General features: G+C 73.5%; 12 protein-coding genes. 4 read left to right on the forward strand and 8 right to left on the reverse strand.

Going from position 1 to position 15,908, the window contains the following annotated elements; all coding sequences use genetic code 11:
- The first annotated feature begins 34 nt into the window (after positions 1–34).
- Both ACVMLK_RS10200 and ACVMLK_RS10205 read left to right on the forward strand, forming a co-directional pair.
- The gene (locus tag ACVMLK_RS10200) at positions 35–1,153 is read left to right on the forward strand and encodes an NAD(P)/FAD-dependent oxidoreductase (protein ID WP_457486332.1); all 1,119 of its coding nucleotides are present in this window, start codon (positions 35–37) and stop codon (positions 1,151–1,153) included.
- A gap of 102 nt (positions 1,154–1,255) precedes the next feature.
- A complete protein-coding gene (locus ACVMLK_RS10205) occupies positions 1,256–1,771 on the forward strand; it encodes a hypothetical protein (RefSeq protein WP_457486333.1) in 516 nt (171 codons plus the stop codon).
- Between the two features lie 63 nt (positions 1,772–1,834).
- On the opposite strand, the gene ACVMLK_RS10210 is transcribed toward ACVMLK_RS10205, so the two are convergent.
- A complete protein-coding gene (locus ACVMLK_RS10210; protein ID WP_370592044.1) occupies positions 1,835–2,722 on the reverse strand; it encodes a LysR substrate-binding domain-containing protein in 888 nt (295 codons plus the stop codon).
- A 128-nt stretch (positions 2,723–2,850) separates the two neighbouring features.
- Here ACVMLK_RS10210 and bla point away from each other — a divergent pair, with 128 nt between their 5' ends.
- Entirely contained in the window at positions 2,851–3,693 is an 843-nt protein-coding gene (gene bla, locus ACVMLK_RS10215; protein ID WP_457486334.1) for a class A beta-lactamase, read from the forward strand.
- A gap of 106 nt (positions 3,694–3,799) precedes the next feature.
- Here bla and ACVMLK_RS10220 read toward each other — a convergent pair whose 3' ends face one another.
- Positions 3,800–5,275, reverse strand: a complete 1,476-nt coding sequence (locus tag ACVMLK_RS10220; protein WP_198367334.1) for a helicase HerA domain-containing protein — start codon at positions 5,273–5,275, stop codon at positions 3,800–3,802.
- A gap of 336 nt (positions 5,276–5,611) precedes the next feature.
- Between ACVMLK_RS10220 and ACVMLK_RS10225 the strand changes: the two genes are divergently transcribed.
- A complete protein-coding gene (locus tag ACVMLK_RS10225; protein ID WP_457486335.1) occupies positions 5,612–8,002 on the forward strand; it encodes an EAL domain-containing protein in 2,391 nt (796 codons plus the stop codon).
- Between the two features lie 31 nt (positions 8,003–8,033).
- On the opposite strand, the gene ACVMLK_RS10230 is transcribed toward ACVMLK_RS10225, so the two are convergent.
- The 6 genes from ACVMLK_RS10230 to ftsH form a co-directional block, all read right to left on the reverse strand.
- Complete coding sequence (locus ACVMLK_RS10230) at positions 8,034–9,227, reverse strand: phosphoserine transaminase (RefSeq protein ID WP_457486336.1); 1,194 nt, start codon at positions 9,225–9,227, stop codon at positions 8,034–8,036.
- A gap of 61 nt (positions 9,228–9,288) precedes the next feature.
- Positions 9,289–10,137, reverse strand: a complete 849-nt coding sequence (locus tag ACVMLK_RS10235) for a PhzF family phenazine biosynthesis protein (RefSeq protein ID WP_198367337.1) — start codon at positions 10,135–10,137, stop codon at positions 9,289–9,291.
- Positions 10,138–10,209: 72 nt separating this feature from the next.
- Positions 10,210–11,025, reverse strand: a complete 816-nt coding sequence (thiD, locus tag ACVMLK_RS10240; protein ID WP_457486337.1) for a bifunctional hydroxymethylpyrimidine kinase/phosphomethylpyrimidine kinase — start codon at positions 11,023–11,025, stop codon at positions 10,210–10,212.
- Entirely contained in the window at positions 11,025–12,428 is a 1,404-nt protein-coding gene (gene glmM / locus ACVMLK_RS10245) for a phosphoglucosamine mutase (protein ID WP_457486338.1), read from the reverse strand. Before glmM ends, thiD begins: the two co-directional genes overlap by 1 nt.
- Before the next feature lie 133 nt (positions 12,429–12,561).
- A complete protein-coding gene (folP, locus tag ACVMLK_RS10250; protein ID WP_457486339.1) occupies positions 12,562–13,611 on the reverse strand; it encodes a dihydropteroate synthase in 1,050 nt (349 codons plus the stop codon).
- Positions 13,612–13,692: 81 nt separating this feature from the next.
- Positions 13,693–15,618, reverse strand: a complete 1,926-nt coding sequence (gene ftsH / locus ACVMLK_RS10255; protein ID WP_198367341.1) for an ATP-dependent zinc metalloprotease FtsH — start codon at positions 15,616–15,618, stop codon at positions 13,693–13,695.
- Between the last annotated feature and the right edge of the window lie 290 nt (positions 15,619–15,908).

Here is a 15,908-nt window from a genome sequence, read left to right on the forward strand (position 1 = left end):
CATCCCGGCCGGGCCGGGGAAAGGAAGCGGAAGCATGCGCATCATCGTTCTCGGCGCCGGGATCTTCGGCGCCAGCGCCGCCTATCATCTGGCCGGCGCCGGCGCCGAGGTCATCATCCTCGACGAGGATCACGCGGGCCGCGCCACGGCGGCGGGGGCCGGGATCATCAACCCCTGGTCGTCCGAGCGGGAGGACGAGGCTTGGTACGCCATGGCCAATGCCAGCGCCCGCGCCTATCCGGCGCTGATCGAGGAGCTGGCCGGGTTGGGCGAGACGCAGACCAGCTACGGCCGCGTCGGCGCCATCTGCGCGCCGGCCGATCCCGCCCAGCTCGCGGCGACGGAGGCGCGCACCCGGGCCCGCGCCGCCACGGTCCCGGAGGCCGGCGCCATCACCCGCCTCTCCGCCGCCGAGGCCCGCGCCCTGTTTCCGCCGCTGCGGCCGGGCCAGCCGGCGCTGCATATCGCCGGTGCGGCGCGGGTGGATGGCCGCAGGCTGACCGAGGCGCTCCGGCGCGCGGCGGTCCGGCGCGGCGCGACCGACCGCATCGCCGGCGTCGCGGCCCTGGTCTCGGCCGGGACGCGCGTGCTCGGCGTGATGCTGAAGGACGGCAGCCGGCTCGATGCCGACGAGGTGGTGCTGGCCGCCGGGGCCTGGGCGTCGCCCCTCCTGCAGCCACTCGGCCTGCGTCTCGCCGTGGTGCCGCAGCGGGGGCAGATCGTCCATCTGCGGATGGAGGGGCAGGACACCTCGGCCTGGCCCGTGCTGCTGCCGATGAGCAGCCATTACCTGCTGGCCTTCGGCGAGGGCCGGGTGGTTGTCGGCGCCACCCGCGAGACCGGCTCCGGCTTCGACCACCGCCTCACCGCCGGCGGCATCGCCGAGGTTCTGAACAACGCCCTGTCCGTGGCGCCCGGCCTCGCCCAGGCGACCCTGCTCGAGACGCGCATCGGCTTCCGCCCCATGGGCCCCGACCTGGCGCCGCTGCTCGGCCGCCCGGCCGGCTGGGAGGGGCTGGTGATCGCCAATGGCCTCGGGCCCGGCGGCCTGACCATGGGCCCCTATGCCGGGAAGCTCGCGGCGCAGCTGGCTCTCCGCCAGGCGCCGGAGATGGACCTCGCTTCCTACGATCCGCTGCGCGGTGCCGCCTGATCCGCGGGGAAGGCCCCGCCGCGCTTTACAGCGGGGCGGCGGCGGCCTTCCCTGCGCCGCATGAGAACAGCCCTTGTCCGCGCCCTGCTCTGCCTGTCCCTGATGGCGCCCCTGCTCCCGGCCGTGGCGGCACCCCTGCGGGATGTCGCCAGCGGCCTCGGCGTGGCGCCACCGCCGGGCTACACCGCCGAGCCGATCCCCGCCCAGGGCGACCAGACGGCGCGCTTCGCCCTGCGCCGGCCGACCGACCGGGACACCGGATGCCAGGTCGCCTATGTTCCGGCGCCGCAGAACGCCGCGATGAGCCAGGAGCAGCTCAACCGGCTGATGGCCACGCCGCGCTGGCAGGAGCTGGTCCTGGCCACCCTGGCGCCGCGCTACACGCCGCTGCGGAGCGCGCCCTACGCCCATGCCGGCATCGGCGGCCTCAGCCTGGTCGCGGACTTCCGCCCCGGCCAGGGCCTGCCGGACCGCGCCGGGGCGGTTCGCAGCCTCTTCGTCATCCAGGAGACGCCGAAGGGCCGCACCACCCTGGTCTGCCTCGGCGAGAAGGCGGAGTTCGCCGCGCGGGAGGCGGAGTTCCTGGCGGTGGCGCGCGGGATCACCCCGCCCCGCTAGGGGGCGGCCCCTGATCGCCGGGTCCGGCCGGCGGCAGGCCGCGGGGCGTCCCCGCGCGGACGCTCAGCCCCCCGCGCCTTGGGCGGGGTCCCGGCAGGCGTCGAGCAGCCAGTCGCGGAAGGCGGCCATCGCCACCGTCTCGGCGCGGGAATGCAGCCGCGTCAGCCAGTAGGCGCCGAGGGCGATCTCGGTGCCGAAGGGCCGCGCCAGCCGGCCGTCGCGCAGGGCCCGACCGAACATCCGCGCCGGCAGCAGGGCGACGCCGGCGCCCTGGCCCGCGGCCTCCGCCATGGTCAGCGAGGAATCGAAGACGAAGCCGCGCACCGGGGGCGGCGCCAGCCCCGCCGCCGCGCACCAGCGCGGCCATTCATCGAGCCGGTAGGAGCGCAGCAGCACCTCGCGCCGCAGGTCGGCCGGCTGGCGCAGCCGCGCGGCGATCTCCGGCGCGCAGAGCGGCGTCAGCGGCGCCGCGAACAGCGCCAGCGCCGACGTCCCGTGCCAGGCGCCGTCGCCGAAGCGGATGGCGAGGTCGAGCCCCTCGCCCGCCAGGTCCACCCGGTTGTTGTTGGTCATCAGCCGCAGGTCGATGAAGGGATGCGCCGCGCGGAACGCCGGCAGGCGCGGCAGCAGCCAGCCGGTGACGAAGGTGCCGACCGCGCCCAGCGTCAGCACCTCGCGCATCCGCCCGCCCTCGAACCGGTCGAGCGTCGCGCCGATGCGGCGGAAGGCATCGGTCAGCACCGGCAGCAGCGCCTCCGCCTCCTCGGTCAGGGCCAGGCCGCGCGGCAGCCGGCGGAACAGCGGCACCCCCAGGATATCCTCCAGCGAGCGGACCTGCTGGCTGATCGCCGCCTGGGTGACACGCAGTTCCAGCCCGGCGCGGGTGAAGCTGAGATGCCGTGCCGCGGCCTCGAAGGCGCGCAGCGCGTTCAGGGGAAGATGGGACGCCACGGGCCGGATCCATAAGTTTTGCTTGGGCTTGCCCCGGGAATTGCCCGTTTGTCCAGCCCAGGCCGCGCCGGCAGTCTCCGCCGCCTGACGACAATGGGAGACGCGCGATGCGCGGAAGGCGGGACTGGATGGCGATGGGCCTGATGCTGCCCTGGGGAGCTGCGGCGGCGCGCGCGGCGGAGACCCTGCCGCGCCGCTTCGCCGCCATCGAGGCCGGCATCGGCGGCCGCCTCGGCGTGGCGGTGCGGGTGGGCCTGGGTCGGCCGCTGGCCTGGCGCGGCGAGGAGCGCTTCCCCATGACCAGCACCTTCAAGACCCTGGCCGCCGCCGCGACGCTGCACCGGGTGGATGCGGGCCAGGAGAGTCTGAGCCGCCGCGTCGTCTTCGGGCCGGAGAAGCTGGTGCCCTATGCGCCGGTCACCGGTACGCGGGTGGGCGGCGACGGCATGCGGGTGGAGGAGCTGTGCGAGGCCGCCGTCACCCGCAGCGACAATGTCGCGGGCAACCTCCTGCTGGAGGGGCTGGGCGGGCCGGAGGGGCTGACCGCCTGGCTGCGCCGCATCGGCGACCCCGCCACCCGCCTCGACCGCTGGGAGACGGCGCTGAACGAGGCGCGGCCGGGCGACCCGCGCGACACCACCACGCCCCTCGCCATGCTGGACACCCTGCACGGGCTGCTGCTGGGCGAGGTGCTGAGCGCCGTCTCGCGCGCGCGGCTGCTGGCCTGGCTGGCGGGCAATCTCACCGGCGATGCGCGGCTGCGCGCCGGCCTGCCCGCCGGGTGGCGCGCGGCCGAGAAGACCGGCAGCGGGGAGCGCGGCAGCACCAACGATGCCGGCCTGCTCCTGCCGCCCGGCGACGCCCCGCCGATCCTGGTCGCCGCCTATCTGACCGGCAGCGGGGCGCCGCTCGCCGCGCGCGAGGCGGCGCTGGCCGAGGTCGCCCGCGCCATCGTGGCGGCGGCCGAATGAGGCGCGCAACCTTGCGCGGGGCCATCCGCACCGGCCCGCATCCGGGCGGCACACGCCATGCCGGCACAGGGGACGGTCCACGGCTGAGCCCAGCGCGCGGGATTCCTCACGCCGCCGCCTCTCCCGGCGCCGTCTCCCACCCCAGCCCCACCAGCGCGACGATGCGCCGCCCGGCCGCATCCGGGCGCTGCACGATCGCCCCCTGCTCCTCCAGCCAGCTCAGCAGCCGCCGCGCCCGCCCGGCCGAACGCGTGCCATAGGCCTCCGCGATGGTCGCGTCCGACGGGCAGGGCAGCCGGTCGAGCGCCGCGCGGGCCAGCAGCAGGAACACCCCCTGGGTGTCCTCCGGCAGGGCGGCGGCGCGGGATTCCACCGCCTGCCACGCCTCCCCCTCGGCGGCCTCGGCGCTGATGCCGGCGCGGGCCACGGAGAGCATGCGACGGAAGGCCGGGATCTCCGGCGGCTTGCCGGGGATGGCGTGGATGCGGAGCCGCACCAGGAAATCCTGGTACAGCACCGAGCCGTTGCGGAAGGCGGCCTCGGGCTCGGCCAGGATCTGCCGCAGGATCTCGTCCATCCGCCGCCGCCGCTCGGCCTGTTCCTCGGCGGTCATCGCCGGTTCTGCGCGGGGTGTCGCCACCGCCGGGCGGGCCTGGGCCAGCTGTGCCAGGATATCGGGCGGCGGCGACGGAGCCCGCCGCACCGGGCGCGGCACGGGGTCCGGTTCCGCGGTCGCGGCCAGGACCAGTTCCCGCGCCGCCTCCGGCGCGGTCTGCGGCAGGGGGATCAGACCCGGATTGGTGCCACGCGACTCGGTCTCCACCGCGCCGATGGTGACCGGCAGCGGCCGGCGCGACAGGGCGGGGCCGAGCGCCACGAAGCTGCCGCGCGGCAGGTCGCGGAACATCTCCGCCTGCCGCCGCTCCATCCCCAGCAGATCGGCGGCGCGGGCCATGTCGATGTCGAGGAAGGTGCGCCCCATCAGGAAGTTCGAGGCCTCGGCGGCGACGTTCTTGGCCAGCTTGGCCAGGCGCTGGGTGGCGATGACGCCGGCCAGCCCGCGCTTGCGCCCGCGCGACATCAGATTGGCCATGGCGCCCAGCGAGGCGCGGCGGGCCTCGTCCGACACCTCGCCGGCGGCGGCGGGGGCGAAGAGCTGCGCCTCATCCACCACCACCAGCATGGGCGACCAGTGGTCGCGGTCGGCGTCGAACAGCCCGCCCAGGAAGGCGGCGGCGTGGCGCATCTGCCCGTCCGCGTCCAGCCCCTCGAGGTTGAGCACGACGGAGACGCGGTGGGCGCGCACCCGGTCGGCGGCGCGCTGCAGGGCCGCCTCGTTGTGCTCGGCGGCGTCGATGACCAGATGGCCGAAGCGGTCGGCGAGCGTGACGAAATCGCCCTCCGGGTCGATCACCGCCTGCTGCACCCAGGGGGCGGACTGCTCCATCAGCCGGCGCAGCAGGTGCGACTTGCCGGAGCCGGAATTGCCCTGCACCAGCAGGCGGGTGGCCAGCAGCTCCTCCAGGTCGAGGAGCGCGGGCTGCCCGCCGGTCGTCCGGCCCATCTCGATGCCGACTGTCATGAAGTCCTCCGCGGTGACGGGGCGGAGCTATAGCGCCCGATCGCCGCGGCGGGTATCGCCGGAGGGAGACACGGCCTCGGCATATCGGCATGGCCGGCCACGACCCGGCGCGGGCATGAGCCCTCCAGCGCCGCCTCCGCCACGATCTTATCGATGCCGAAAGCCCTTGCTGTGTAGTCTGACACTACAACATGGGGTTGTACTGCCTGCCCATCCCGCAATGATTTCCCTGTTTTTCTCCGTCATCCCTCCATGCCGGCCCAGTAGGCTCCTGCACGGAGGGATGGTTCCGGACAGGGGAGAGCGTCTTGAGGTGGCATCGATAAGGAGGCTTGCTTGTACGACGCCTGGACATGCCTGCGCGAGCATGATGCCGGCACCCTGGGGGTCGCTGTCGCCATCTGCCTGCTGACCAGCCTCGCCGCCAGTTTGAAGGTCGGCGTCGTCGAGACGCCGCAAAGCCGGATCGAGCGCCTCCTCATCACCCTGATCGCGCTTCCACTGGGGTCGGGCGTCTGGGCGACCCATTTCGTCGCCATGCTCGCCTATGACACGCGGAACGTGTTCTCCTATGCACCGCTGGCCACCGCCGTCTCCGGCGCCATCATCATCCTCGGCACCGGGATCGCCCTGAACGCCCAGTTTCTGGCGCCGCGGCGGATCTGGCGACCGCTGTCGGGCGTGATCTTCGGCCTGTCCGTCGGCGTCATGCACTTCTACGGTATCCAGGCCGTGATCTTTCCCGGCGTGGTGGCCATCGACACCACCGGCGCGGCCGTGGCGGTCCTGGCCGGCGCGGGCTTCAGCGCGCTCGCCTTCACCCCGCCGGAAGGCCTCTGGCGCGGCCGGATCTGGACCGCCGGCTTTCTGGTCCTCGGCATCATCAGCCTGCACATGGGCAGCATGACCGCCACCGAATTCGTGCCGCTCGGGATTCCCACCCCCGCGGACTGGGCCCTGCGGCAGGGCGAGATCCGCCTCGCCGCCGGCTTCATGGCGATGCTGCTGCTCTCGGTTCCCGGCATCATCTGGCTGCGCAGCCGGCTTGCCCTGGAACATGCCGCGCTGCGCCTGCACGGCCTCGCCGAGGCCGCCTTCGACGGGCTGGCGATCTGCGACGACAGGCTCGTCATCCGCCACGGCAACCACAACCTCGCCGCCCTGCTGGGCGCCGATCCCACGGGAACGTCCCTGGCCGAGCTGCTGTCCCTGCCCCAGCCCCGCATGGAGGAGGTGCTGAAGGAAGGGCAGCGGAGCCCCGTGCTGGTCGGCCTGCGCGGCCCGGAGGGGCCGGTGCCGGTCGAGCTGCGCGCCCGCCGCATCGAACTGGCCCGGCAGCAGAGCGGCTTCGCCGTGGCGCTGCGGGACATGCGGGAGCGGATCGCGGCCGAGGCCAGGATGTACAGCCTGGCCCACCAGGATTCCCTGACCGGTCTGCACAACCGGCACAGCCTGCAGACGCGCCTGGCCCGCGCCGTCCTCCGCGCCCGCTCGGGCCAGAGCGGCCTCGCCGTGTTCTGCATGGACCTGGACCATTTCAAGGACGTCAACGACGAGCATGGCCATACCGCGGGCGACCTCCTGCTCCGCGCCGTCGCCAAGCGCTGCCTGGACGAGATCCGCCAGGGCGATGTCCTGGCGCGGCCCGGGGGCGACGAGTTCGTGCTCGTGGTCGAGGGCGAGGTCTCGCCCGGCATGGTCGAGGAACTGGCGAACCGGCTGCTCCGGCGGATGGCCGAGCCCTTCCAGCTCCGGGAGGATCTTCGCCTCCGTATCGGCGCCTCGATCGGCGCCGTCCTTTTCCCCACGCCCGGCCTGAGCGGCCTCCATCTCCTGGCCAAGGCCGATGTGGCGCTCTACGAGGCCAAGCGCCTCGGCCGCAACCGCCACGCCATCTACACCACCGAGATGGACCGGGAGCGGCACGACCAGAAGGCCCTGCAGGTCGACCTGACGATGGCCCTGCAGCGCGGCGAGATCAGCCTCGCCTACCAGCCGCAGGTCGAGGCCGCGAGCGGCGCCGTGATCGGCTTCGAGGCGCTGGTGCGCTGGCGCCATCCCGTCCGCGGCCCGATCCCGCCCGATGTCTTCATCCCCATGGCGGAGGCCAGCGGCTTCATCCGCAGCCTGGGCGCCTGGGTGCGCGAGACGGCCTGCCGCGAGGCGGCGGGCTGGGAGCGGCCGCTGCGGATCGCGGTCAACGTCTCCGTCGCCGAGCTGCGCAAGGCCGAATTCGCCCCCTCCGTCCTGCTGCTGCTGGAACAGACGGGCCTGGTGCCGTCGCGGCTGGAGATCGAGGTGACGGAGACGATGCTGATCTCCGGCGATACGCAGGTCCTGGCCAATCTGGAGCGGCTGCGCCGCTGCGGCGTGCATGTCGCCATGGACGATTTCGGCATCGGCTACTCCTCGCTGAGCGCCCTGCGCGCCTTTCCCTATTCCCGCATCAAGCTCGACCGGGGCTTCATCCAGGATCTGGAGAACCGGCAGAGCCTGGCGATCATCCGCGCCGTGATACGGCTTGGCCAGGAGCTTGGCATGCCGGTGATCGCCGAGGGCGTCGAGACGGAAGCCCAGCGCGCTCTGCTCGCCGCGGAGGGCGGCGACGAGTTCCAGGGCTACCTGTTCGGCCGACCGCTGCCGATCGAGGCCTATCGCGAGGCCACGCGGATGCCCACGGCGGGGCGGCAGGACATCCTGGCCCTCTCGGCCTCGGCGGGCGGCTGAGCCAGCCCTCCAGGCCTCGGCGATGGCTGCCTCAGGCGCCGAACTGCGCCTCCACCTCGGCCAGCGCCCAGTCGATCCAGGGGAACAGGGCGCGGAGATCCTCGGTCTCCACCGTCGCGCCACCCCAGAGCCGCAGACCGGGCGGCGCGTCGCGATAGGGCGCGGCATCCAGCGCCACCCCTTCCCGCTCCAGCGTCGTGGCCAGAACCCGGCTGGCGGCGGCCTGGCCATCGGCGGTCAGGGCCGTGAACCAGGGCGCGACGATGCGCAGGCAGATCGAGGTGCAGGAGCGCGTCTCCGGCCGCTCGGCCAGGAAGGCCATGCGCCGCGAGCCCTCCGGCTGGCTCTCCACCCAGGCCGTCACCGCCGCCAGATTGGCTTCGGACCGGGCGATGAGGGCCGGCAGCCCGCCGATCGATTCCGCCCAGCGCAGCCCGTCCAGCGCATCCTCGACGCAGAGCATGGAGGGCGTGTTGATGGTGTCGCCCTGGAAGATTCCCTCGATCAGCCTGCCCCCCCGCGTCAGGCGGAAGATCTTCGGCAGCGGCCAGGCGGGCGTGTGGCCTTCCAGCCGGGCCACGGCGCGCGGCGAGAGCGCCAGCATGCCATGCGCCGCCTCGCCGCCCAGCGCCTTCTGCCAGGACCAGGTGACGACATCGAGCCGGTCCCAGGGCAGGTCCATGGCGAAGGCGGCCGAGGTGGCGTCGCAGATGGCGAGGCCCCGGCGGTCCGGCGCGATCCAGCCGGCATCCGGCAGCCGCACGCCGCTGGTGGTGCCGTTCCAGACGAAGACCAGGTCGCGCTCCGGCGAGACATCGGACAGGTCGGGCAGGCTTCCATAGGGCGCCTGCCGTAGCCGCACGTCCTCGAGGCGGAGCTGGCGGGTGATGTCGTTGGCCCATTCGCCGGAGAAGCTCTCCCAGGCCAGCACATCCACCCCGCGCGGGCCGAGCATCGACCAGAGCGCCATCTCCACCGCACCGGTGTCGGAGGCCGGGACGATGCCGAGCCGCCAGTCCTCCGGCATGCCCAGCACCGCCCTGGAGCGGGCGATCACCTCGGCCAGGCGCGCCCGGGGCTCCGCGGCGCGGTGGCTGCGGCCGAGCAGCGCGCTCTCGAGCGCGGCCAGCGACCAGCCGGGCCGCTTGGCGCAGGGGCCGGAGGAGAAGGCCGGGTTGGCCGGGCGCCGCGCGGGGCGCGGATTGGCCGGGTTGTCCTGTGCCATGGCGGTGGGGTCCTCGGATCGCGGATGGGGGGGGGCGGTTTGCGCCGCCCGTGGCCCGGGATCAAGCGGCGGGCAGCAGCACCTCGCCGCGGGCATAGAGCACGGCGTCGCCGCCCATCCGCACGCGGTCGCCGCGCCGCTCGCACCAGAGCGTGCCGCCGCGCGCGCTGGCCTGATGGCAGACCATGCTCTCGCGCCCCAGACGGTCCGCCCAGTAGGGCACGAGCTGGACATGCGCGGCGCCGGTCACCGGGTCCTCGTCGATGCCCACGCGGGCGGCGAAGTAGCGGGAGACCACGTCGTGCCGGCCGTCATCTCCCGGCGCGGTGACGACGACGCGCGCCGCCTGGCCGCCCGCCGCGCTGTCGGGCAGGCTGGCGATGCGCCGGTGGTCGGGCTGCAGCGCGCGCACCGTCTCGGCGCTGTCGAAGACGCAGATCCAGTCCCGCGCCTTCCAGACCTCGCGCGGCACGGCGCCCAGCGCGGCGGCGAGGCCGGGCGGACCGCCATGGGCGCGGCGCGGCGGATTGGCCGGGAAGTCGAGGATGAAGCGTTCCTCCGCCTGGTCCACGCGCAGCTCGCCCGAGGCGGTACGGAACCGGAGCGTGCCGGCCTCGCCGAACTCCCGCGCCAGCACGCAGGCGGTCGCCAGGGTGGCATGGCCGCAGAGCGGCACCTCCATGCGCGGCGTGAACCAGCGCAGGTGCCACCGGCCGGGGCCGTCGGGCACCAGGAAGGCGGTCTCGCTGAGGTTGTGCTCGGCCGCCATGGATTGCATCAGCGCCTCCGGCAGCCAGGCTCGCAGCGGGATCACGGCCGCCGGATTGCCCCGGAAGGCATGACTGGTGAAGGCATCGACCTGGAAGAAGGGTACCCGGCTGGGCAGGGCGTCGGTCGGCGGCGGGGTCATGGCGGCTCTCTGCACGGCTGCGTCACGCCCGAGCTTGCCCGGGAAGGCGGGGGCCACGGCACCCCCGCCCGCTCATGCCAGGGTTGCGAGCCGCGCCGGATCGAGCGTCACGGCGTGATCGAGCGGCCCATGCCCGCGGCCGAAGCCCGGAGCCGCCAGCAGCGCGGCGCGGACATAGGCGCGGGCGCGGACCACCGCGTCACGCAGGGAGAGGCCCTGGGCGAGGCCGGCGGCCAGGGCCGAGGCCAGGGTGCAGCCGGTGCCGTGGGTGTTGCGGCTGTCGATGCGCGCGCTCTCGAAGCGCTCGATGCCCTCGGATGTGGCCAGGATATCGACCAGCCGCTCGCCTGGCAGGTGGCCACCCTTCAGCAGCACGGCCGGCACGCCAAGCTCCAGGATGCGCCGCGCCGCCGCCGGCATGTCCTCGATGCCGGCGATGGGCCGCCCGCCCATGATCTCCGCCTCGGGCAGGTTCGGCGTGACGACGCTGGCGAGGGGCAGCAGGCGCCGCTTCAGCGTCGCCACCGCCTCCGGCGCCAGCAGGGCGTGGCCCCCCTTGGCCACCATCACCGGATCGGCCACCAGCGGGATGCGGGCGGGATGCGCCGCCAGCGCGTCGCAGACGGCCTCGATGGTCGGGCTGTCGGCCAGCATCCCGGTCTTGAGGGCGTCGGCGCCGATGTCCTCCAGCGTCAGGCGGATCTGCTGGCGGATGAAGTCCGGCGGGACCGGATGCACGCCATGCACGCCCAGCGTGTCCTGCGCCGTCAGCGCCGTGATCGCCGTGGCGGCATAGGCGCCGAGCGCGGTGCAGGCCTTGATATCGGCCTGGATGCCGGCACCACCACCGGAATCGGAGCCGGCGATGATCAGGACGCGGCCGCGCATCAGGCCCCCCCCGCCACGGCTTCCGCGCGCGCGGCCTTGCGCGGGCCGGCGGCGGCCCGGGCGCGGATCAGCGCCGCCAGCCCCTCCACCGTCTCCTCGACCAGCGCCTCCTCCTCCGCCTCGGCCATGACGCGGATCATCGGCTCCGTGCCGCTGGCGCGGATCAGCACCCGGCCCCGTGCGCCGAGGCGGGCCTCGGCCGCCGCGATGGCCTCGGCCACGGCGGGATCGGCGAGCGGGGTCGGCCCGGCGAAGCGGACGTTCACCAGGCGCTGCGGCAGGGGCGTGAAGCGGCGGCAGACCTCGCTCGCCGGCCGCTTCTCCTCCGCCAGCACGGCCAGCACCTGCAGCGCCGCCACCAGCCCGTCCCCGGTGGTGCCGAAATCCGACATGATCATGTGGCCGGACTGCTCGCCGCCCAGGTTGCAGCCGGTCTCGCGCATCCGCTCCGAGACATAGCGATCCCCCACGCGGGTGCGGTCGAGCCGCAGGCCGAGGCCGGCCAGGTAACGCTCCAGCCCCAGGTTCGACATGACCGTGGCCACCACCGCGTCGCCGCGCAGCCGGCCCTGCGCCGTCCAGGAGCGCGCGATCACCGCCAGGATCTGGTCGCCGTCGATCACCTGCCCCTGCTCATCGGCCAGCACCAGCCGGTCGGCATCGCCATCCAGGGCGATGCCGAGATCCGCGCGGCGCTCACGCACCAGCTCGGCCATGCGGCCCGGCGCCGTCGAGCCGCAGTCGCGGTTGATGTTGAAGCCATCCGGCGCCACGCCGAGCGGCACCACCTCGGCGCCGAGCTCCCACAGCACGGTCGGCGCGACCTTGTAGGCCGCGCCATGCGCGCAATCGACGACGATGCGCATCCCGGCCAGGCTGTGGCCCTTCGGGAAGCTGGCCTTCACGGCCTCGATATAGCGACCGGGCGCGTCCTCCAGCCGGCTGGCGCGGCCGAGACGCGACGGGGAGACCAGCTGGGCGCTGAGATCGCCGGCCATCAGCGCCTCGATCTCGGCCTCCTCGCGGTCCGACAGCTTCAGCCCGTCCGGCCCGAAAAGCTTGATGCCATTGTCCTCGAAGGGGTTGTGGCTGGCCGAGATCATGACGCCGAGATCGGCGCGCAGGCTGCGGGCGAGCATGGCGATGGCCGGCGTCGGCAGCGGCCCGACCAGCACCACATCCATGCCGGCGCCCACGAAGCCGGCGGTGAGCGCCGGCTCCAGCATATAGCCGGAGAGCCGGGTGTCCTTGCCGACGACCACCCGGTGCCGGTGCGCCCCGCGATTGAAGAAGCGGCCGGCCGCCTGACCCAGGCGCAGCGCCGTCCCCGCATCCATCGGCGCGCGATTGGCCACGCCGCGAATGCCGTCCGTGCCGAAAAGGCGGCGCTGGGTCTCCGTCATGCCTGGGCTCCCTCCCCGTCCGCGGGCGCCCTGTCGCCGCTCGCTCCCGGCCTGTCATACAGGCAGGCCGGCAGGCGACCAAGCGGCGCGATGCGCTGCCGCCAGCCCTTCAGGCACCCCCCAGGCAGCCCTCTCAGTCCAGCGCGGCCGAGCGTCCCTCGGCGCAGGCCCGCCACATGCGCAAGGCCTGCGCCGTCTCCGCCACATCGTGCACGCGCAGGATCGTGGCCCCGGCCGCGGCGGCGGCCAGCGCGACCGCCAGGCTCCCCGCCTGCCGGCCGGCCGGCGTGGCGACGCCGGTCACGCTGCCGACGAAGCGCTTGCGCGACGCGCCGACGAGGATCCGGCAGCCGATGCCGGCGAGCAGCGGCAGGCGCTCCATCAGGGCCAGGTTCTGCGCCGCCGTCTTGCCGAAGCCCAGCCCCGGATCGATGGCGATGCGCCCGCGCGGAATGCCCAGCGCCTCGGCCGTCTCGACACGCTGGCGCAGGAAGCGCGCCACCTCCAGCACCACATCGGCATAGCCGGTGGCCTCCTGCATGCGGCGGGGGTCGAGCACGGGCATGTGCATCAGCACCACCGGCGCCCGCGCCTCCTGCACCAGCCGCACCGAGGCCGCGTCCTGCCGCAGGGCGGTGATGTCGTTGACGATCTCGGCCCCCTCCTCCAGCGCCATGCGCATGGTGGCGGCGTGGCGGGTGTCGACGCTGACCACCGCCGCCTTGGCCAGCTCGCGCAGGATCGGGCGGATGCGGGCGATCTCCTCCTCCGGCGTCACCGGCGGCGCGCCGGGGCGGGTGCTCTCGCCGCCGATGTCGAGGATATCGGCCCCGGCCTCCAGCATGGCATGGCCGGCGGCGATGGCGGCGGCGGGGTCCAGATGCTGGCCGCCATTGGAGAAGCTGTCCGGCGTGGCGTTCAGGATGCCCATGACGAGGGGCCGGTCGTCCGGAAGGCCGGCGAAGGCCTGGGGGCGGCGAATCAGGGGCGGCAGCAGCGCCTCCCAGCCCGGCGGCAGGCCGCGGGCGGAATGGATGCCGAGGTCCCGCCGGTCCTCGATCAGGCGGACCAGGGCGAAGGCCGCCGGGCCGCCCGCCAGCGGCAGGGCATGACCATCCCGCAACGCCTGGAGCGCGGCGGCGCCCTGCAACAGGCCCAGCGGCTCGATCCAGCGCTCGGCCATCCCGGCCATCTCCCCGAATGAAAAAAGGACCCCAGAGGGGGTCCTTCTTAACGCAGGCCGGTCGTGGAGGCGACGGGCGGCTCAGGTGCCCGGCTGCGGCGCCGGGCTCAGGCCGGGACCGCCGCCGGGGCGCGGCCGGCCGGAACTCGGCACGCTGCCCCGCCCGGCCGGGGTGGGCTCGTCGGGGCGGTTGCGCACCACCGGCTCGCCGCGGATCACCAGCCGGATCTCATCGCCCGAGAGGGTCTCGTGCTCCAGCAGCCCCTTGGCCAGGGCGTGCAGCTCCTCGATATGGGTCTGCAGCGTGTGCTTGGCGCGGGCGTAGCTGTCGTCGATGATGCTGCGGATCTCGGCGTCGATCTCGCGCGCCGTGGCCTCCGAGACGTTCTTCGACTGGGTCACGGAATGGCCGAGGAAGACCTCCTGGTCGTTCGACCCATAGGCGATCATGCCGAGCTTCTCGCTCATGCCCCATTCGGTGACCATGCGGCGGGCCTGGTCGGTGGCCATCTTGATGTCGCCTGAGGCGCCGTTGGACACCTTGTCGGAGCCGAAGATCAGCTCCTCGGCGACACGGCCGCCCATGGCCATGGCGAGCTCCGCCTTCAGCTTGCTCTTGTGCTTGCTGTAGCGGTCGCCGGCCGGCAGGGACATGACGAGGCCGAGCGCCCGCCCGCGCGGGATGATGGTGGCCTTGTGCACCGGATCGCATTCCGGCTCATGCAGGGCGACGAGGGCATGACCGGCCTCGTGATAGGCGGTCATCTTCTTCTCGTCGTCCGACATCACCAGGCTTCGGCGCTCGGCGCCCATCAGCACCTTGTCCTTGGCCATCTCGAACTCGTGCATGCCGACGGTGCGGCGGCCGCCGCGGGCGGCCAGCAGGGCCGCCTCGTTCACCAGATTGGCGAGATCGGCGCCCGAGAAGCCCGGCGTGCCGCGCGCGATGGTCTTCGGATCGACGTCGGAGGCCAGCGGCACCTTGCGCATGTGCACGCGCAGGATCTTCTCGCGGCCCTGCACGTCCGGGTTCGGCACCACCACCTGGCGGTCGAAGCGGCCGGGGCGCAGCAGGGCGGGGTCGAGCACGTCGGGGCGGTTGGTGGCGGCGATGAGGATGACGCCCTCATTCGCCTCGAAGCCGTCCATCTCGACGAGCATCTGGTTCAGCGTCTGCTCGCGCTCGTCATTGCCGCCGCCGAGGCCGGCGCCGCGATGGCGGCCCACCGCGTCGATCTCGTCGATGAAGATGATGCAGGGCGCGTTCTTCTTGCCCTGCTCGAACATGTCGCGCACACGGCTGGCGCCGACGCCCACGAACATCTCGACGAAGTCGGAGCCCGAGATGGTGAAGAACGGCACATTGGCCTCGCCGGCGATGGCGCGGGCCAGCAGCGTCTTGCCGGTACCCGGGGGGCCGACCAGCAGCACGCCCTTGGGGATCTTGCCGCCGAGGCGCTGGAACTTCTGCGGGTCGCGCAGGAAGTCCACGATCTCCTCCAGCTCGCCCTTGGCCTCGTCGATGCCGGCCACGTCCTCGAAGGTGACGCGGCCCTGCTTCTCGGTCAGCAGCCGGGCGCGGGACTTGCCGAAGCCCATGGCCCGGCCGCCGCCGCCCTGCATCTGGCGCATGAAGAAGATCCAGACGCCGATCAGCAGCAGCATCGGGAACCAGGAGAGCAGGTAGTGGAAGAGCGGGTTGACGTCGCTCTCCTCCGGCCGCGCCACGACCCGCACGCCCTTGTCGGTCAGCCGGCTGACCAGGCTCGGATCCTCGGGCGTGTAGGTGGAGAAGTTGCGGCCATCCGCGAGCTGCCCCGTCAGGGTGCGGCCCTGGATGGTGACATCGCGGACGCGCCCGCCATTCACCTCATTCAGGAAGTCGCTGTAGGCGACCTGCTGGCCCGTCTGGCGGTTCGAGGACGAAGGCTGAAACAGATTGAACAGCGCCACCAGAAGCAGCGCCACAATCACCCAAAGCGCCAGATTGCGGCCGAAATTGTTCACCGTGCGGTTCCCATCCGTGTGCCGGCCAGCCTGCACATGCCGGCCCGGCGCCTGCGTAAGATAGGGCGCCCGACGCAATTCCGAAACCACGCCGTACGCCTGATCTTACACGGACGACATTTATAGCCTCAGATCGGCCCTCCGGCGGGAGAGAATTCCGCCTTCGCCGCGACGCCGAGGCCCAGCGCCGGCACGCCCAGCAGGTCGCCGCCCCGCCACAGCGCCGGCAGGCCCGCCGCCACGGGCGCCGGCAGGCCCCGCCGCTCCGCCCGCCGCAATCGCCCCGGACC

The sequence above is a fragment of the Teichococcus aerofrigidensis genome (genome assembly GCF_054073225.1).